A 17,999-nucleotide genomic window follows, 5' to 3' on the forward strand; every position below is an offset into this window, starting at 1 on the left:
AGGCTTGTATTACAGCGTTCAGGAACTGGAGCAAGGAGATCCTCAACGCCTTCAAGTATGGCTATACCAATGGCTGTACAGAAGGATTCAACAATAAAATCAAAGTCTTGAAACGCATCAGTTATGGCGTGAGAAACTTTATGAGATTCAGAAACAGAATTCTTCACATGTGCAGGTAGATTTAACTGGCTGTTTTACACTGCTGGCCTTTTTGTCATGCCCATAATTCGTTCGTTGACAATCGATTACTAAAATACCCTCTAAACATTAAAGGAGCAGGGATTCAAAGAATCCCCACCCCAACTATTGACTTAGAGCCCCAAAAACAAAGAGCGGGTGCCCGCCTTCCAAATTCCTCATCGGAAGGGCCGGCACCCGCTTTCTCAAGCTTCAGCTTCAATTCCATTGCTTTAAAAAACCACCTTCACACGCGAAGGTCCCGCTTCTGGTACCTCACATAAGTCACAAAAAGAGACGCCGCTGTGATCACCATCGTCAAAAGGAGCCCCATGCCTCCCAGCCCGCTTTCGACAACCTCCGTAGCAGCAAAGTACCTGAACGGCGACAGAAAATCCAGAGCGTTCAAATTACCCATATACTCAATAACCACACCAATGGCATAAGTCCCAAAGACCAGCAGCAAAGAGGCGCCCAGCGCTACCTTATAAGATTTTAAAAGCGCCGAGCAGAGAAATCCCAGTGCCATAAACACGACCTGCGTAAAAAACATCCCCACAGCCGTCAACGTCACAGCACTATGGATTGGGGCATTCCCCATTGCTGGAATGAGCAGCACCATAGTCGTCAACCAGGTAAAGAGACCCATGACCAGAATATTAACCAGCCCCGCCAGGAGCTTTGCCGTAATGACCGTGCTTCGACTGTAAGGTTTCGCGAACAGAAACTCTGATGTCCGGTCGCGCTCTTCCGTTGAAATGAAGGACGCCCCCACAAACGCCGCGTGGGGATAAACCATGAGGCAGTACCAATAATACATGATCATATAATAACCAATAGGCGTTCCTATAGATGGCCCGTTCATGCCAAACATGATGACGACAATTCTCGGGATTGCCTCCATAGCCGACATAATGCTGTCCATGTTTTCCATGACCATCGGCGTCTCCATGTAAGCATAAAACGCTGTCAGGATCATGACCAACACCCAAATAACCAAGCCTTTTCTGTGTTTTTTAAGTGTTTTCAGAAATATGGTCTTCATGTCTGTTCACCCCCTTAGGATACCAGCGTGACATCTTTTTTTCGGAAATAATGATGTCCCGCCAATAGGGTTGCTGCCGACACCAAAAGAAACACCATCAGGTTGACCGGATCATAGCGCTGAGTTGAAATGATGTCCGCCCCTTTAAAATAAGTAAACGGCGACAAAAAACCAAGCCAGACGAAACCCATTTTGTAGGAAAACGACCCCGTCACAAAGGCAAAGAACGAGACCCCGGAAGATACTGTCACCGTGGTTCTGAGGTGTGGCCACAAAACCCCCAGCAGCATTCCGAGAAACAGAAAGATCCACTGAACGAAAATGGCAGAGCCAGCGATCAGCGCCATGGCTTGAAAACTGTATGCCCCTTTGGCCCCCGCCGCCATGCCAAGCCAGGACCCCACAAAATAAGCCACGCCAACTGCCAGCGTTGCCAGCAGCCCCGCCAGAAGCTTCGAAACAAAAACCTTTGAACGGCTATAGGGCTTGGTCAGGATAAAATCCGCCGTCGCGCCTCTATATTCCTTGGTCATCATTGACAGGCCAACATTCATGCCATGAACCGCGCAGGCAAACAGCACAAAGGTTGTCAAAAAAGCGTACGCTCCCAGCGGTGTCGACAGAATTTGCAAATTGGTTCCCATGGTTTCATAGTAGCCCTGATTGCTCAGTCCGGATATACTGCTCATGTCCGTGCCTGTGAGCATATCAATATAAACGGGGGTCATCAAAAAAATTGTCACCCCAAGTATGATCGACCATAGAACTGTTGAAACACTCAGCTGCTTCAGCTCAAACTTGAAAATTGTCATTTCCTCAAGCCCCCCTAACGGTAGTAGTGGAGGAAGATCTCTTCCAGGGACGGCTCCTCAATATAGACGTCATTGAGGTCAAGGGCACTGAGCTTATCGAGCAAGTCGCCCACGCGCCCCTTATAAATAAAGCTGACACTTGAACCAGCCTGATGATAGTCCGCAACGCTCCCCATGTCAAAGTAACTTTCCTGAAGCGTCGAGCTGGCCGTCAGCTCGATTTTTTTATAGCCCACGCTTCTCATCTCACTGATATTTTCAATGCTGATCACTCGGCCTTCCTTCAAGATCGCGACCCGCTCACAGATTTTCTGAACCTCGCTCAGCACGTGAGATGAAAATAAAATCGTGACGCCTTTTTTATTCTCCTCCCGAAGAATCTCGAAGAAAATCTCCTTAATAAGCGGATCTATCCCACTGGTAGGCTCGTCAAGAATCAGCAGTTTAGGCGAGTGGAGCAGCGCCGCCACTATGCCCACTTTCTTTTTGTTGCCAAAGGACAGATCTGTAATTTTTCGGTTTAAATCCAGCTTGAGGCGCTCTGAAAGCTCGGAGATCCGGCCTTCGCAGTCCTGTTGGTAAAGGTCCGCGGCATATTTCAGCAGCTCTCGAACCTTCATCTTCTCATAGTAGTAAGCTTCCGATGGCAGGTAGCCCACCTCCCCCGCAATTTCAGCAGCTTCTTTAACGCAATCCTTCCCAAAGATTGTTGCACTGCCCGCGGTCGGATGAATCAACGCCAAAAGACTCCTGATCGTTGTCGTTTTACCAGCGCCGTTTGGGCCAATAAACCCAAAGATTTCTCCCTCAGCCACACAAAAGCTCACGTCTTCGATCCCCATCTGCTTTCCGTAGTACTTGGACAGATTTTTAATTTCAATAATTTGCTGACTCATAAAAATCCTCCTCACGTCAGGCGGGCCCAGTCCCCCACCAAATCTTCAGGTGGGCCCAGTCCCCAACCAACTACTCAGTCGGCTTGTAAAAGCATCGCTTCATGATTTCAATATAATCGTCAAACACTTGAATGTGTGACTCATCCGCCTCTTCATAGCTCCCAAGCTTACTGCGGGCCTGCTCGGAAAACCCCAGCATAACCCAGTTGATCATGTTAAGTACTTTTTCCAGTTCAAAATCCTCCCTGAATTTCGAATAGTCAATATTCTGGTTCATCAGGGCAAAGCTCCTTGAGATGACGTCATGTTTAATCCCGCTGAATTCTTCGTGAAAGTCAGCGTCATTCTCTTTGATCGCCACCTCGAGAAAATCAAACGCATAAGGCATCTGTCTCATATGCCTGAGCTTGATCAAACCAAGCTGCCTGACGCGTTCGAAAAAATCACTTTCCTCAAGATCCATCTCCTTGAGGATCTGTTGAATGATCCCAACGGCATAATGGAACAGATAAATGAAGAGCTTCTTTTTTGACCCAAAATAGACGAAAAGCGCGCCTTTTGAAATGTCTGCATTCTTGATAATTTCATTGGTGGACGCCCGCTCATAGCCATTTCTTACAAACTCTTCGAATGCCGCTTTTAGAATCCTGTTTTGTTTTTCAGGGTCCAAAGCTTCAAACTTGCTGACCAACCGCATCCTCCTCACTTTCTTTTTACACAATTGACCACACTGGTCATTTATAGCTTTATTATCTCACTATTGACCGGATTGGTCAATGGCATCGCAAAAAAAGGAAATCATTGGGGACAGTCCCCAATGATTCCTCAAAAATCAATAAGAACCGTCCCCATTGATTCCATTGATTTCTTGATTTCACATAATCTCCCCATGGGTTTCATGGTCTGTAATCTCGCTGATTCTATTCTTGTCATCCACGAAGACGACCGACGGTTTAAATGTCCGCGCTTCTTCAGCGTCAATCCAGCAGTACGCAATTATGATGACATTGTCACCCACATGGACGTGCCGCGCCGCCGCGCCATTCAGGCAGATGACACCCGACCCCGCCTCGCCTTCAATCACATAGGTCTCAAGGCGCGCGCCGTTGTTGTTGTTGACAATCTGGACCCGCTCGCCAGGCAGGATGCCGGACGCCTCCAGGAGCAGCTTGTCTATGGTGATGCTGCCTACATAATGCAGATTTGCCTCCGTCACTGTGGCCCTGTGAATTTTTGATTTAAACATATTGAGCATCATTCTATTTCACCTCAATTTGAAGATTGTCGATCAGTCTTGGTTTCCCCACTTTAACAGCAAGCGCAATGAGCACCGTCCCGCTCAAAGTCTCAAGCGGCTCAAGGCTGAAGGCATCCACCACTTCAATGTAGTCCACCTCAGCAGACGGCACTTGACGAATGCGCTCCGAAATCGCGTCCCGAACAGCGAAAGCGCTTCTCTCACCAGCTTCAATCATTTCCCGGGCCATGAACAGACTTTGTGACAAAACCAGCGCATCCTGACGTTTAGACTCTGAAAGATAAACATTCCTGGAGCTGAGCGCAAGACCATCCGCCTCCCTGACAATGGGACACGCCACAATCTCAAAATCAAAATTGAGATCCGAAGCCATGCGACGGATCACCGCCACCTGCTGGGCATCCTTGCTCCCAAAATAAGCCCGCTCAGGCGCGACAATATTAAACAGCTTGCTGACCACCGTGGCGACACCCCTGAAATGACCAGGCCGGCTGGCGCCGCAAAGCCTTCCCGTTACCTCGCCCTCAACATCCACATACGTCCCATAGCCCTCCGGATACATGTCCGCCACTTCAGGCGCGAATATAAAGTCGACGCCTTCCGCCTCAAGCAGCGCAGCATCCCGCTCAAAATCCCGGGGATAACTGGCCAGGTCTTCCTTTGGCCCAAACTGAATGGGATTGACAAAAATGCTGACCGCAACCACATCATTTTCCCGACGCGCCTGACGCACCAAAGACAAATGGCCTTCGTGGAGAAAGCCCATGGTAGGCACCAGGCCAACGGACTTTCCTGTTTTTTTGAGCGCCTTCAGCTTCTGCTGCAGTACTCGGGGATTTTGATCCACTTCCATAACTATACGCCTCCAACTATCTTTCCAAATTTTTTATCTCATCACTTCAGCAATACAGCTTCAATACAGCTTCTCAAGCACCTCATCTGCCAACTTAAACGTATGCTCCGGCCCCGGAAACGCGCCGCTTTTGATTTCAGTAATGTACGCCTCAACCGCCGCTTCTATCTCCTCACCAACGCTTGCGAACTTCTTCACAAATTTAGGCGTGAACGTCTTAAACATCCCAATCATATCCTGAATAACCAGAACCTGCCCGTCACAATCCGCACCAGCCCCTATGCCGATGGTCGGTATTTCCAGCTTCTCACTAATCACCTTCGCCAACCTCGACGGAATACACTCGAGAACAACCGCGCAAGCGCCCGCCTCCTGCACCGCAAGTGCCTCTTCAATCAACTTTTGTGCCTGATCCAGATTCTTTCCCTGCACCTTAAAGCCACCAAAGATATTGACCGACTGAGGTGTCAATCCAAGATGCGCAACCACCGGAATCTTAGCCCGGACAATCGCCTTAATCGTTTCCACCATTTCGTAACCGCCCTCAACTTTAACCGCGTCCGCCTGGGCCTCGCGCACAAGGCGACCCGCGTTCCGAACGGCTTCCTCCACGTTTATTTCATAAGACAGATAAGGCATATCCGCGACGAGAAACGCATTCTTCGTCCCCCTGCGCACCGCTTTCGTGTGGTGGATCATATCCTCCATGGTTACCTGCAGGGTATTTTCATAACCCAGCATGGTCATGCCAAGGGAGTCCCCCACCAGCAGGCTGTCCACGCCCGCATCGTCCAGCAGCTTCGCCATACTATAGTCGTAAGCCGTCAGCATGGCAATCTTCTCGCCCCGTGCCTTAAATTCCCTGAAATCACTGACTGTAAATTTTTTATCCTTCACCTTTAGTGTCCTCCTCATTCAGCAGATTTGCAAGCTCTGCCGCCGCGTCGGGTTTGACCTTCAATTTATCTCTTTCCGCCAGCGTTAAGGTCGCAGCAGATAAAGTTTTATAGAGCCCCAGAACCTCTGAAAAAGCTTCAAGGGCTTTTAGATGCTTTTCCACTGTGGCAACGTCACCTCTGGCCACCGGCCCCGTCAACGCCTCCGCCGTTCCTGAACGCGCAACATTGTCCAAGCTTCCATAAACTAAAGGCAACAAACCTTTTATGGCTTCTTTCTCAGAAAAGCCAACTTCCTTAAACAGCTGAACCGCCGTATCCATCAGCGTGACGACAAAATTGGAGGCAAACACCGCCCCCGCGTGATACAGGGCCTTGCTGCCGGCTTCAAGCCGAACAAAGGGGATCCCCAAATTCACAAGCCAAGCTTCAAAGCCGCCCCCAGATTCAACCTCCGCGGAAAACAACGCTTTTCCAAAGGCGTCTCTCGCTCGCTGCACCTCTGAAACTGAGACTAAAGGATGCAGCGTCGCAGTTTCGAAGCCGGCTAACGATAAAGGCGCCAAGGCATCCCTGCTGTGGGCACCGCTCATGTGAACGAAGATAGGACGTTTCAAGCTTTCAGGGCTCAAGAGCTCCTTTTTTTTACCACTCTTTTGAGTCTCCAGCAAAGACAACGCCTCTGCCAAGTCCTGCGCCACCACTTCTATCTGATCATCCACAACCGTAAGAAAAACGAGATCCGCCTCGCAAATCAAATCGAGAGGATTCCGGAAGGCTTCACTGTGCGTCAGCTCAGCCGCCTTCAAGGCCGAATCGTGGGTCCTGCTGGCATAACCCGCTATGGCTTCGCCCTGATCTTTTAAAAAAAGTCCAAACGCTGTACCGACCTTTCCTGCGCCAATTATTCCAATCCTCAAGGTCACACGCCTCCTTTACTTGAAAGGCTATAAGCTGTACTGCACTGTTCCTCTATTCACTTGTTAACGTCTTCCATTTCCTTCCTACATCCTATCCATACCCCAAAACACAAAAAAGACTCGCCCCAGAACAGGACGAGCCGCACGCCAAAAAGGCGTTTCAGTCACGATGTCTGTCTCTGGCCATCTGGCTCTGAGCAGTTGTAAGGTCATTCCGGTACTTCCGCTAAGGGTATGGCGCACGAGGCTGCCATCCAAGGCAATTTTACCATAGAAATGCGGATTGTAAAGAAAAAATGCGGCTGGTACTTGGGACCATCGGCAAAAAATCACGCAGCTTTTGTACTTTTTTGCCGCACGCAGTCCGCTTGAAAGGGCCAATCCATTACCTATTGCAAGCTACAGGCTAAACGTGACATAATGGGGATAGTCAATAAGCTTGAAGCTCATATTGAAGATATTTTCGTTGACAAAATGTTATCACCTTTAGTAAATTGAATGAATCGATATACATTTACTTTCATTATAGGGGGGTGCCCGCGCTGGATCGCTATGAAATTAAAGAATTGGTGCTGTTTGCCGCGCTCGCGGGACGCGTCCTGCTCGAAAACGGTGCGGAAACTTACCGTGCGGAAAGTACGGTTGAGCACATTTTGAGGTCGCGGGGCGTTGGTAATGTTCAGGCCTTCGTGATCCCAACTGCCATCTTTCTTTCGATCGAATACAACGATGAGCTGTACAGTCACATCGAAAGGAACAAACGGATTGGGATAGACCTGATGCGGGTGACCCGCGTCAACGACCTGAGCCGAGACTTTTCCTCGGGCAGCATGAGCGTCCAGGAGGCCCGACTGAAGCTCAACGACATCAAAAAATCCTCACAATACAGTTTGCTGACTCAGCTTCTATTCGCAGGTGTGGGCGGCAGCTTCTTTACCCTGATGTATAACGGCGGTCTCCTGGAGTTTACAGGGGCGCTGATCGCTTCGGCCATCACCGCAGCCGTGACGGAGTTCCTGTTTGCCCATGATGTCAGCCTGTTTATGCGCAACGTCGCAGGCGGTCTGATCACCGCCGCAGCTTCTATTACCTTTTCCGTAGCTTGCACTCTTCTGGGGCTGCAGGTGGACATGAATATCATCATTATAGGCGGGATCATGACCATGGTACCCGGCGTGGCTATCACCAATGCGGTCAGAGACTCCATCTCAGGGGACTACGTCTCCGGCATGTCCCGGACCTCCGAGGCCCTCGTCATCTCCGTCGCGCTTGTTTTAGGGGTTGGCGTCACACTCAACGCCGCTCGAATACTGCTTGGGGGGTTGATGCCATGATTCTGTTGACAAGTGTTTTGACGTCCTTTCTGGCAACCCTCGGTTTCGCGGTCCTGTTCAACACACCAAGGCGGCACCTGTTTACGGCCAGCGCCAACGGCGCTATGGGCTGGGCCCTTTATACCCAGATCACTCTGCTTGGGGGATCCACTATTTTCGCCACATTTGTAGGGGCCATGACTCTGGGCCTCGCCGGAGAGCTGCTGGCCAACTATTTCCGGAAGCCGGCTACCGTCTTTATTGTACCGGCCATCATACCCTTCGTCCCTGGGTACGGCATCTTCTACACCATGGAATCCATCATGGGGCAAAATTATTCCGAGGCCGTTTCCAAAGGCGCAGAATCTTTTTTGATTGCAGTGGCTATAGCCAGCGGTTTAATCGTTTCCTCCACCATGGGAAAGTTTATCAGGACTTACAAGAGCAAAAGAAGAGCCACCAAAGTGTAAACGCCTGGATTTTCATAATAACCGCGAAGGGTTCTGAGCATTAAGGCCTTCGCGGTTTTTTTCTCTGCCGGCGGTTTAATACCTGATACTAATATCTATCATTGACTTTTTCAGTGAATTAACCTATATTTATAGGTGGAAGGTATTATCGTCTAAATATTGGGTCGGCGAAGCGCTGATCCTTTTTTTATAAGGAGTGTGACTATATTGAATCTGCCAACCCTCAAAATTGGGGATCTCGAAGCGCGCCTGCCGGTGATTCAGGGCGGCATGGGCATAGGTGTTTCCATGTCAAGGCTGGCGTCCGCTGTAGCGAACGCAGGCGGCATAGGCGTCATTTCCGGCGCTCAGCCCGGTTTCAAAGAGCCGGATTTCTGGACAAATCCTCTCGAAGCAAATCTCAGAGGTATCCGCAACGAAATACGAAAGGCAAGAGAGCTTAGTCCGCAGGGCATCATAGGCATCAACTTCCTGACGGCGACACGGGAGTATACAGATTTCGTCAAAGAAGCTGTCAAGGAAGGCATTGACCTCATTATCTCCGGTGCCGGCCTGCCAAAGAACCTGCCTGAGTTTGTCAAAGGCACAAAGACGAAATTTGCGCCTATTGTTTCCTCCGGAAAAGCTGCCGAAACGCTGCTGAAGCTCTGGGACCGCCGCTATCAGGTTGTTCCGGATGCCATTATAGTTGAAGGCCCCCTTGCAGGCGGCCACCTTGGCTTTTCGAGAGAAGAGCTGGAAGGCACAGCTAAGGACCTTTACACTTTGCTGGATGAAGTCCTGGTCGCAGTCAAAGCTTTCTCAGACCGCTATCAAAAGCCTATTCCCGTCATTGCAGCCGGCGGTATCTTTAGCGGCGCGGACATGAAAAAAGCCCTTGATTTAGGCGCTGCTGGTGTTCAGATCTCAACGCGCTTCGTCACCACGGAGGAATGCGACGCGGATGACGCTTTCAAGCAAATGTACCTGGATGCCAAAGAGGAAGACGTCGTCATCATTCAGAGTCCCGTTGGGCTCCCGGGACGCGCAATCCGAAACGATATGACCCACAGCCTGGAGGCTGGGCGCATTCCGGTTTCGGCCTGCACCCGCTGCCTCAGCCACTGTGATCCGGCTACAACGCCTTTTTGCATCACGAAAAAGCTTATTGAGGCGGTCACCGGCGAGGTGGACAAAGGCTTGGTCTTCGCAGGCCACAACGCCTTTAAACTCGACAAAATAACGACCGTACAAGCGGTCATGGACGAGCTGGTCACAGAATACGAGGAAGCTTGCACGTCATAAAGGCTAAGAAGAATGAGAAAATGAGCAGAAAGAGCGGGAAACACGTTCAAAAAATCTGGTCTGGGACAATCTGGTTGGGGACAGTCCCCGACCAGATTTCATCTAAAATAAAAAGCGTTCTCTCCTCGGGTTTAATTCCGATTGAAGAGAACGCTTTATTTTTTTACTTTCTACAGCCTCGACACGTAATCCTGGAACCCAAAAGTTCTGTGAACCCGAATCCCATCCGTTTCATTATAAGAGGCAATGGACGGCAGATTGACGCCGTTGAAGGTGTTGTTCTTGACCATGGTGTAATGGGCCATGTCCGTAAACACCAGGCGGTCTCCCGGTTTTAACGGCTCATCAAAGGAATAATCCCCAATTACGTCCCCGGAAAGACAAGTATTGCCTCCAAGACGGTACGTATAAGGTTTCTCCCCAGGTTTTCCCGAGCCTATGATGTGCGGCCGGTAAGGCATTTCGAGGACGTCTGGCATGTGACACGCCGCTGACGCGTCCAAAATAGCTACTTCCATGCCGTTCTTGACGACGTCCAGCACTGTTGACACCAGGTAACCGGTGTTCAGGGCAATGGCTTCGCCTGGCTCAAGGTAGATTTTCAGGTCGTATTTATTCTTCATGAAAAGAATTGATTCGACCAGAGACTCAATGTCGTAATCCTCGCGGGTGATATGGTGCCCCCCGCCAAAATTGAGCCACTTCATCTGCTTCAGGTAAGGGCCAAACTTTTCATCCACCACCGGAATGGTTCTGGCAAGGGCGTCCGAATTCTGCTCGCAGTGGGTATGGAAATGGAGCCCGTCAATGCCTTCCAGCATCTCCGGATGAAAGTTGTCGAGGGTGATTCCCATGCGGGAATTTGGCGCACAAGGATTGTAAAGCTCAACCTCAATTTCGGAATACTCCGGGTTGACACGAAGTCCGCACTCAATCTTCTTTCCCGGGTAAGCCTTGACTCTGTCCCGGTATTTTTCCCACTGAACGAAGGAGTTAAAGACCAAATGGTCACAATAACCCATGAGCGCTTCAAATTCGTGTTCAATGAAAGCAGGCGCGTATGCATGCACTTCCTTGCCCATGTACTCATAGCCCAGCCTTGCCTCGTGAAGAGAGCTGGCGGTGATGCCCGCAAGGTATTCCCCTACAATGGGCAGCATGGACGCCATGGAAAAGCCTTTCAGCGCCAGGAGAATTGAAGCGCCGGTGCGCTTTTGGACGGAATCCAAAATCTCAAGGTTTCGTCTGAGAAGACGCTCGTCCACAACATAGCATGGGCTTGGAACACTATAAAAATCAATATTTTTCAATCTCTGCACCTCAGTCTGTCAATAAGGGGTTAGTCAAGCAGAACCGGCTCAAAGCTCTCGTGCCAAGGCAGTCCCTGTTTGTTGAGTTGTTCCATGAACGGATCCGGATCGAACTCCTCAATGTTGAAGACGCCAGGCTTCTTCCAAAGCCCTTTCAGAATCATCATGGCACCAATGACAGCAGGCACACCTGTGGTGTAAGAGATTGCCTGAGAACCCACTTCTTTGTAGGCCTCCTGGTGGTCGCACATGTTGTAGACATAGTACGTGCGAGGCTGTCCATCTTTCACGCCCTGAATAACGCAGCCGATGTTCGTCTTGCCCTTCGTCCTCGGTCCAAGGGACGCAGGATCCGGAAGCAGCGCCTTGAGGAATTGAAGCGGCACAATCTCTCTGCCTTCGTATACAATTGGCTCAATGGACGTCATGCCGACATTCTCAAGAACCTTTAGATGCGTCAGATAGTTCTGGGAGAAGGTCATCCAGAAACGGATCTTCTGGATCCCCTTGATGTTGAGGGCAAGGGACTCAAGCTCTTCGTGATAGAGGAGGTAAATGTCCTTTTCACCTATGCCTTCAAAATCGTAGACCTTTTTAATGGAAAGCGGCGGCGTCTCGACAAACTCGCCCTTCTCCCAATAACGGCCATTCGCCGTAATTTCGCGGATGTTGATCTCAGGGTTGAAGTTCGTCGCGAACGGATAACCGTGGTCTCCGCCATTAGCATCCAGGATGTCAATGGTATGGATCTCATCAAAGTAATGCTTCTGGGCATAAGCGCAGAAAACACCGGTAACACCTGGGTCGAAGCCGCTGCCGAGGAGTGCTGTGATGCCAGCCTTCTCGAAGCGCTCCCTGTAAGCCCACTGCCATTTATATTCGAATTTTGCCGTGTCGAGCGGCTCATAGTTCGCGGTATCCAGATAGTCGACGCCCGTCGCAAGACAAGCATCCATAATAGTCAGGTCCTGGTAAGGCAGCGCGACATTGATGACAATGTCCGGACCGAACTGCTTAATGAGCTCAATGACTTCCTCGGTTTTATCCGCGTCCACCTGAGCGGTTTGGATCTTGGTCTTGCCGCCGTCGAGTTTCTCTTTCAAGGCGTCGCATTTCGACTTGGTTCTGCTTGCAATGCAGATTTCCTCGAAAACGTCAGGGTTTTGACAACATTTGTGAACAACGACTTGGGCGACACCACCAGCTCCGATGATAAGGGCCTTGGCCATTTTTCAACCTCCTTTAAATAGTTAATCTTCCGGGACAATTATAGTAAAAACCTCACTATAAGTCGAGGGTTTTTACTATTTATTGAACGTCAACTGATAAAATATTTGTGTTGCCTGTTTTTTTGATTCTTATTAGCTGAATCTGACAATAAGCGGACACATAAAATAATATACCCAATGTTGGCTGAGACTAATCGCAAACTAAAAACGTGGTATCATGGAGGAATAAAGGAGGCGATCGCCACCATGTTTACACTCTTTGACCCCAGCCGCCAAAAACTGCCCATAAAAGTCTGGCTCGAGCATGCTGATGCGTTGGAAGCCGTCTGTCTGCAGCAGGCGCTCAATTTATCAAATCTTCCGTTCGCCCAGGGCTGGATTGCCCTGATGCCGGATACCCACAGCGGCTATGGCATGCCTATTGGCGGTGTACTGGCCACCAGGGAAGTCATAATTCCAAATGCGGTCGGCGTCGACATAGGCTGCGGTGTCATTTTTGAACGGACTTCGGTGAAGGTGGGAGAGGTGTTTAAAGGGACCATCGGCAAACGTCTTTTGGAGGTGATGGTGAGCGAGATCCTGCGGGCGATTCCGACCGGATTTGAGCATCATAAGGAGAAGCAGGCCTGCGAGGCGGCGGAGCGTTTTGAGAAGGTCCTTGAAAGTATTGAATTGAGAAGCTTTGAAAAGCCGTTATTGCAAGAGACCGAGCGGGCCTGTTTTCAAGTGGGCACCTTGGGGGGTGGGAATCATTTTATTGAGCTGCAGGAGGATGACGAGGGCTATTTGTGCCTTATGGTGCATTCCGGTTCGAGAAATATTGGACATACGCTGTGCTCGCATTTCAACAAGCTTGCGAAAAGCCTCAGCGGAAAGCTCCAGTGGCAAATTCCGGCGAAGTGGGATCTGGCTTATCTTCCCGTAAACAGCCCTGAGGGCCGGGCCTATATTCAGTGGATGGGGTTCGCGCTGGACTTCGCCCACGAGAATCGTGAAGTCATGCTGGCCCGGGTCAGGCACATTGTCGAGAAGGCTTTGGCGCCGCGGCTTGCCAATGAGGCTTTTGAGATTCTGGAGCATCATCATTGCCACCATAACTACGCTGCGCTTGAACGCCATGATGGTGAGGCATTGTGGATCCACCGCAAGGGCGCGATCCGCGTTGCAGAAGGCGAGACTGGGATCATCCCCGGAGCCATGGGCAGCTGGTCCTATCTTGTGAAGGGCAAGGGCAGCGCTGAGAGCTTTAATTCCTGTTCTCATGGCGCAGGCCGGCAAATGAGCCGCCACGAAGCCAAAAGGCGCTTCACGCTTCAGGAGACTTTGAGGGACCTTGAGCTTGAAAACGTTGTCCTTGGGAAAGTCAAAAAGGGTGACCTCAGCGAAGAATCCAGATGGGCCTATAAAGACATTGATGCAGTGATTGGGAATGAGCTCGACTTGATCGAGCCTATTAAGAGGATGAAGACTCTGGCCGTCGTCAAAGGGTAATAGGTGTTTGGTTCGGCCCAGTCCCCAACCACGTGTCCCTGTCCCCAACCAAATCCCAAAAAACACTAAACGCCTTTGTCATTGAATGATGACAAAGGCGTTTAACTTCTGGGGCCAGATTGGCTCATCTTAGTTTTCCATCTCCTTGTAACCGTAGAGGCCTGCGTAGTCATTGTCAATCTCGTGATCGCAAGATTCACAAACACCAAAACGATTGACTTTCTTTTGATCTCCGCAGCGCTTGCAAGTTTCAACATTCCACTGATCTTTGCTGATGTACTTCTCCATAACCTTCATCCTCCTTAGGTTGAATAATTGTATACAATTATTCTCTTTGTGATTATTATAGGGCCTCGTCTTTCATTTTGCAACCCCTTTTTTCGGTAAAAACTCAATTTTATTATGTTTTTTTGCAAATACATAACATTAAACTTGCATTTTTTAACTTCAAAAAGAATCTTGTATTGCATTGAATACATTTTATAAAATAATTTCACTTCACCTTTCGAAAACGGAAAGATGCATCTTTCTTTTTCAAACTTGCACATTTAATATCCATACGTTCGTTTGAACATAAAAAAACGCGCCCTGGCCGACTATTCGTTCGACGAGGGCGCTCAGCTTCTGGGATCAGGCTGAATCATATTAGTTTTCCATCTCCTTGTAACCATAGAGACCTGCATAGTCACTGTCTATTTCGTGATCGCAAGATTCACAGACACCAAAGCGATTGACTTTCTTTTCATCTCCACAGCGCTTGCATACTTCCACAGTCCATTGGTCTTTGCTCAAATATTTTTCCATAAGATCCTCCCTCAAAATTTGTTGTCTTGCTTAACCTCTTGTGATTATTATAAGTGATCATCTTTCATTTTGCAAGGGCTTTTTTGATATTTTTTTGATTTTTTTATGTTTTTCTGCAAGTGCACGGTTATCAACTTGCATTTATTATTTATTGTTTGAAATAAATTATTCTTTTATCTAAATAATGACGAAGTAGGACCATTTCTAATTTTGATTATATATTAATATTCGTGTTTCAATATTCGATTTTGTTAATCGAACCTTGCCTTTTATACTCATCCTGCCCCTTGCCGTTCCTCAGTCACAGCGCGTTGGTTTGCCATGCGCAGCAAATCGATTTTTCAGCCTTTCCTTAGACATTCCGAAAGTCATCTTGCATATTCCTGCACTTTTTATGCTTTGCGACCTTATACACATCATTTCAACCACATATGTCATTCGCGATCTGCAAAACCTATTAATGAATATTATAGTGACACTTCCTTCATTTCGCAACCCCTCTTTAAGCATTTTTCGCTGTTTAGCAATGTTTTTTTACAAGTACAAAATAGTTTTCTTGCATTTTCAGAAAGCTTTAGAAGCAAATCCTTCACTTTTAGTTATTTTATAAAATAAAACGCCACCTTCCCAAACGAAGGCGACGTTCGATAAAGTTGCATAAATATCAAAACATCTAAAACTGGTGACGTTAAGAGCCCGCGACAATCACCGTCGCCGGGCTTTCCAGGGTATGCGGTGAGCCATCAAAGCCCCCATAGACATTCACTTCCCTAAATCCTGCTTCTTCCAGAGCGCGAACGAGGTCACCAGCTTCTACAGGCAGCAAAGTCGTTGAGGCTTCAGTCTTTCCCTGACCTTCGATCTCCAGCTGACCATGAAATACAACTTCCGCGTCCTTCAATTCATAATGCCTGTGAAAGCGCATGCGCCCCTCCTGACGGTCTATCAAAGGCAACGACAAATCCTTGTGGGCAAGCACACGGTCATAATTGACCGTCTGTATGACCACAGAACCGCTTTCCTTCAATTTTTCCCGGCAAGCCTTCACCAACTCATTAACTTCAGCTAAAGAGCCCAAATGCACTAAGGTGTTCCCTATGCAATAGATCAGGTCAAACGGCCCCACATTCAGCTCAGGCAGGCGCCGCATATCGTAAACCAAGGCTTTGGGCGGATTTTCATCATTTTCTGTCTTAGACACCAGCATTTCCACCATAGGTGAATCCAAATCAAACGCGCAGACATCATAACCAAGGCGCGCCAGCGGGATCGCGTAAGTGCCCGTCGCGCAGCCGACATCAAGAACACTGCCGCGTTCCGGAAGCAGCGCTTTAAGGAACATCAGCTGCTTTTCATTGGTAGGGAAGATCACATCATAATAACGTCCAAGCATCTCATAAAAGTCCACAGGATCACCTCATCCAATTCTTCATTCGGGTCAATAGCCCGGTCGTCATCCACTGCTGTCACAAAGTCGCTTTGATTTAATTCAATTTAATTCAATTAGATATTATTTTATACCCGCTAATCGCTTTCAATAACCGCCCAAACCTCTTCATTCGCAAAATCGATTGACCAAAATCCGAGTCCCGGAAGTCCATAGCGTTCCATCAGCTCAAGCCGCATCTCCAAAGAGGCTGCGTCCTCCAGCCAAACTCTGTATTTTACGCCGTTTGATACATATTCAACATAATTCTGTCCCGTTTCTTCATCAAAGACCGGCATAAGACTTCGCGCCTCCAGCCACTCGGAAGTTCTGGCGTAGCTCAGCGTGGACGAGCTGACCTTCTTAGCCCCGCCAGTGCCTGACTCTTTCCAAATTCTCGTGTAGAGCGGCATCCCCAGCACCAGCTTTTCACGCGGGATCAGCGCGAGGCTTTTTTCAATGCCAGTCACGACCCAGTCCCGGGAAGCGACAGAGCCCGCCTTGGGGCTGGATGCCCAGTGCTCATCATAAGCCATCAGGAAAACAAAATCTACAGACTTGGACAACGCTGGACGGTCATACACTTTGGACCACTGATCGCTGCCCTCCGGCACGGTCACATCTATGGAAACCCATTTGCCGACGCGTTTCAGAGCCTCTGACAGCTTTGCCACATAATCGGAAAAGAGCGCCTGATCCTTCAGATACATATTTTCAAAGTCAATATTGATGCCCTCCAGGCCAAAAGCCACGGCATAAGCCACCACATGGGCAATCGTCCTGTCTGACAGTGCCTCGCTGCGGAGCATTTCCGAGGTCCAGGCGGGGCTGAAATGGTTGGCGTACAGCCCCCAGACCTGGATTCCCGCTTCCTGGGCGCGGAGCACGTAAGACATATCCGCGAGGCTCAGCACTATGCCGTCGACGTTGAGGTCGAACCAGGTGGGCATGATGACGTTTAGGGTGCCAAAACCATCGGCAGCATTGAAGTTAAAATTGTTTTCATAGCTATGAACCTGGTCCCAGGCACCGACTACCCGATCCAGCTGGGCCCTGTCCCCGACCGGAATCACCGGCGGCAGAAAATTCGCAGGGGAGGTCTCAATCCCATCCAGCCGCTCCAGGAGACCCATCCTGCCGTCCGCATGCAGCACATTCAGCGCCCCACCCTCAGTCCTGACCGCTGTCACAAACTGATTTGGCTGGACTTCGAAGACCTTTATGCCATCCAAACTCACCACCGCGCCCTTTGACACTTTCAAATTCACAACATCCGCCCGGTGGGTCAACAGGTTGAGCATGCCAGACTCAGGACTGCGCATCCAGCGCATGCGGTACAGCCGGGAGAGCGCCTCGAGCTCGACATAGCGCTGGTCGTCCACCCGGTAAATTGGCAGACTCAGCGTTTCAAGGCTTTCACTGAGCAAAGCGTCCGTCACGTCATCACCGGACTTAAAGCCCATGGCCTCAAACTTCATGTAAAGCCGCTCGCCTGAGGGACTCACGTAAGCGCCCTCGTCCAGCCACCCCTGAACAATCCGAATGTCCAAAAACAGCCGCCCCTCTTCCTCCACGTAAGTCATCCCGTTTGGAATCACCACGTCGTCAACCGTCACCTTGGAGCGGTAGAGGGTCTGCGCGAAGCGCGCGGAAAGCTCGTCATACTTAAAATACCAATAGCCCGCAGCCGCCCCGGAGGCCAGCAGCAGCAAGATTAGAACTATGATTGCGAAACGCTTCATTTGTCAATTCCCCCTAATCAATGCCTTGGCGCACGCTGACACGCACGCTGATTTTCAAAAGATTGTTTTTGCC

At 49.5% G+C, this 17,999-nt stretch carries 19 protein-coding genes; 5 read left to right on the top strand and 14 right to left on the bottom strand.

Annotated features, from left to right (window positions below; translation table 11 throughout):
• Positions 1–8 precede the first annotated feature (8 nt).
• Positions 9–179, top strand: a complete 171-nt coding sequence (locus BLP63_RS11755) for a transposase (RefSeq protein ID WP_330387129.1) — start codon at positions 9–11, stop codon at positions 177–179.
• A gap of 245 nt (positions 180–424) precedes the next feature.
• Here the strand turns inward: BLP63_RS11755 and BLP63_RS11760 are convergent, their stop codons facing one another.
• From BLP63_RS11760 to BLP63_RS11795, 8 genes are all read right to left on the bottom strand, one after another.
• Positions 425–1,222: an ABC transporter permease subunit gene (locus BLP63_RS11760; protein WP_092591807.1), complete on the bottom strand. Its 798-nt coding sequence runs from the start codon at positions 1,220–1,222 to the stop codon at positions 425–427.
• Between the two features lie 14 nt (positions 1,223–1,236).
• Positions 1,237–2,034, bottom strand: coding sequence for an ABC transporter permease subunit (locus tag BLP63_RS11765; protein WP_092591809.1), 798 nt, complete (start codon positions 2,032–2,034; stop codon positions 1,237–1,239).
• A 14-nt stretch (positions 2,035–2,048) separates the two neighbouring features.
• Positions 2,049–2,930, bottom strand: coding sequence for an ABC transporter ATP-binding protein (locus BLP63_RS11770; RefSeq protein WP_092591811.1), 882 nt, complete (start codon positions 2,928–2,930; stop codon positions 2,049–2,051).
• 70 nt (positions 2,931–3,000) lie between these two features.
• Positions 3,001–3,621 carry a TetR/AcrR family transcriptional regulator gene (locus BLP63_RS11775; protein ID WP_170829431.1) on the bottom strand — a complete coding sequence of 207 codons (621 nt, stop codon included), beginning with the start codon at positions 3,619–3,621 and terminating at the stop codon, positions 3,001–3,003.
• Between the two features lie 183 nt (positions 3,622–3,804).
• On the bottom strand, positions 3,805–4,188 hold the full coding sequence (panD, locus tag BLP63_RS11780) for an aspartate 1-decarboxylase (RefSeq protein ID WP_092591815.1): 384 nt from the start codon (positions 4,186–4,188) through the stop codon (positions 3,805–3,807).
• A 1-nt stretch (position 4,189) separates the two neighbouring features.
• Positions 4,190–5,041, bottom strand: a complete 852-nt coding sequence (panC, locus tag BLP63_RS11785; RefSeq protein WP_092591817.1) for a pantoate--beta-alanine ligase — start codon at positions 5,039–5,041, stop codon at positions 4,190–4,192.
• 60 nt (positions 5,042–5,101) lie between these two features.
• Positions 5,102–5,938, bottom strand: coding sequence for a 3-methyl-2-oxobutanoate hydroxymethyltransferase (gene panB, locus BLP63_RS11790; RefSeq protein ID WP_278278131.1), 837 nt, complete (start codon positions 5,936–5,938; stop codon positions 5,102–5,104).
• Positions 5,928–6,857, bottom strand: a complete 930-nt coding sequence (locus BLP63_RS11795; RefSeq protein WP_170829432.1) for a Rossmann-like and DUF2520 domain-containing protein — start codon at positions 6,855–6,857, stop codon at positions 5,928–5,930. Before BLP63_RS11795 ends, panB begins: the two co-directional genes overlap by 11 nt.
• Before the next feature lie 533 nt (positions 6,858–7,390).
• Here BLP63_RS11795 and BLP63_RS11800 point away from each other — a divergent pair.
• The 3 genes from BLP63_RS11800 to BLP63_RS11810 all read left to right on the top strand — a co-directional run bounded on the left by BLP63_RS11800 (position 7,391) and on the right by BLP63_RS11810 (position 9,924).
• Positions 7,391–8,191: a threonine/serine exporter family protein gene (locus tag BLP63_RS11800; RefSeq protein ID WP_170829433.1), complete on the top strand. Its 801-nt coding sequence runs from the start codon at positions 7,391–7,393 to the stop codon at positions 8,189–8,191.
• Positions 8,188–8,640 (top strand): threonine/serine exporter family protein, encoded by a 453-nt coding sequence (locus BLP63_RS11805; RefSeq protein ID WP_092591825.1) that lies wholly within the window; start codon positions 8,188–8,190, stop codon positions 8,638–8,640. Before BLP63_RS11800 ends, BLP63_RS11805 begins: the two co-directional genes overlap by 4 nt.
• Before the next feature lie 207 nt (positions 8,641–8,847).
• Positions 8,848–9,924: an NAD(P)H-dependent flavin oxidoreductase gene (locus BLP63_RS11810; RefSeq protein ID WP_092591827.1), complete on the top strand. Its 1,077-nt coding sequence runs from the start codon at positions 8,848–8,850 to the stop codon at positions 9,922–9,924.
• Between the two features lie 170 nt (positions 9,925–10,094).
• Here the strand turns inward: BLP63_RS11810 and nspC are convergent, their stop codons facing one another.
• Both nspC and BLP63_RS11820 read right to left on the bottom strand, forming a co-directional pair.
• Positions 10,095–11,234 carry a carboxynorspermidine decarboxylase gene (gene nspC, locus BLP63_RS11815; RefSeq protein ID WP_092591829.1) on the bottom strand — a complete coding sequence of 380 codons (1,140 nt, stop codon included), beginning with the start codon at positions 11,232–11,234 and terminating at the stop codon, positions 10,095–10,097.
• Between the two features lie 29 nt (positions 11,235–11,263).
• Positions 11,264–12,463: a saccharopine dehydrogenase family protein gene (locus BLP63_RS11820; RefSeq protein WP_092591831.1), complete on the bottom strand. Its 1,200-nt coding sequence runs from the start codon at positions 12,461–12,463 to the stop codon at positions 11,264–11,266.
• Between the two features lie 246 nt (positions 12,464–12,709).
• Here BLP63_RS11820 and BLP63_RS11825 point away from each other — a divergent pair, with 246 nt between their 5' ends.
• On the top strand, positions 12,710–13,954 hold the full coding sequence (locus tag BLP63_RS11825; RefSeq protein ID WP_092591833.1) for an RtcB family protein: 1,245 nt from the start codon (positions 12,710–12,712) through the stop codon (positions 13,952–13,954).
• A 129-nt stretch (positions 13,955–14,083) separates the two neighbouring features.
• Here the strand turns inward: BLP63_RS11825 and BLP63_RS16905 are convergent, their stop codons facing one another.
• The 4 genes from BLP63_RS16905 to BLP63_RS11835 form a co-directional block, all read right to left on the bottom strand.
• Positions 14,084–14,242, bottom strand: a complete 159-nt coding sequence (locus tag BLP63_RS16905) for a hypothetical protein (protein WP_170829434.1) — start codon at positions 14,240–14,242, stop codon at positions 14,084–14,086.
• Between the two features lie 357 nt (positions 14,243–14,599).
• A complete protein-coding gene (locus BLP63_RS16910; protein WP_170829435.1) occupies positions 14,600–14,758 on the bottom strand; it encodes a hypothetical protein in 159 nt (52 codons plus the stop codon).
• A gap of 688 nt (positions 14,759–15,446) precedes the next feature.
• The gene (locus tag BLP63_RS11830; RefSeq protein ID WP_092591835.1) at positions 15,447–16,166 is read right to left on the bottom strand and encodes a class I SAM-dependent methyltransferase; all 720 of its coding nucleotides are present in this window, start codon (positions 16,164–16,166) and stop codon (positions 15,447–15,449) included.
• A 116-nt stretch (positions 16,167–16,282) separates the two neighbouring features.
• Positions 16,283–17,926, bottom strand: coding sequence for a glycosyl hydrolase family 18 protein (locus BLP63_RS11835; protein WP_092591837.1), 1,644 nt, complete (start codon positions 17,924–17,926; stop codon positions 16,283–16,285).
• Positions 17,927–17,999 lie beyond the last annotated feature (73 nt).

Origin of the sequence: Acidaminobacter hydrogenoformans DSM 2784, from assembly GCF_900103005.1 — a bacterium.
GTDB classification, from domain to species: Bacteria; Bacillota; Clostridia; order Peptostreptococcales; family Acidaminobacteraceae; genus Acidaminobacter; species Acidaminobacter hydrogenoformans.

Bases quoted from the DNA above. Each gene is read 5' to 3' on its own strand.
- BLP63_RS11760 (WP_092591807.1), bottom strand. From the start codon at position 1,222: ATGAAGACCATATTTCTGAAAACACTTAAAAAACACAGAAAAGGCTTG.
- BLP63_RS11765 (WP_092591809.1), bottom strand. From the start codon at position 2,034: ATGACAATTTTCAAGTTTGAGCTGAAGCAGCTGAGTGTTTCAACAGTT.
- BLP63_RS11770 (WP_092591811.1), bottom strand. From the start codon at position 2,930: ATGAGTCAGCAAATTATTGAAATTAAAAATCTGTCCAAGTACTACGGA.
- panD (WP_092591815.1), bottom strand. From the start codon at position 4,188: ATGATGCTCAATATGTTTAAATCAAAAATTCACAGGGCCACAGTGACG.
- panC (WP_092591817.1), bottom strand. From the start codon at position 5,041: ATGGAAGTGGATCAAAATCCCCGAGTACTGCAGCAGAAGCTGAAGGCG.
- BLP63_RS11805 (WP_092591825.1), top strand. From the start codon at position 8,188: ATGATTCTGTTGACAAGTGTTTTGACGTCCTTTCTGGCAACCCTCGGT.
- BLP63_RS11820 (WP_092591831.1), bottom strand. From the start codon at position 12,463: ATGGCCAAGGCCCTTATCATCGGAGCTGGTGGTGTCGCCCAAGTCGTT.
- BLP63_RS11825 (WP_092591833.1), top strand. From the start codon at position 12,710: ATGTTTACACTCTTTGACCCCAGCCGCCAAAAACTGCCCATAAAAGTC.
- BLP63_RS16905 (WP_170829434.1), bottom strand. From the start codon at position 14,242: ATGGAGAAGTACATCAGCAAAGATCAGTGGAATGTTGAAACTTGCAAG.
- BLP63_RS16910 (WP_170829435.1), bottom strand. From the start codon at position 14,758: ATGGAAAAATATTTGAGCAAAGACCAATGGACTGTGGAAGTATGCAAG.
- BLP63_RS11835 (WP_092591837.1), bottom strand. From the start codon at position 17,926: ATGAAGCGTTTCGCAATCATAGTTCTAATCTTGCTGCTGCTGGCCTCC.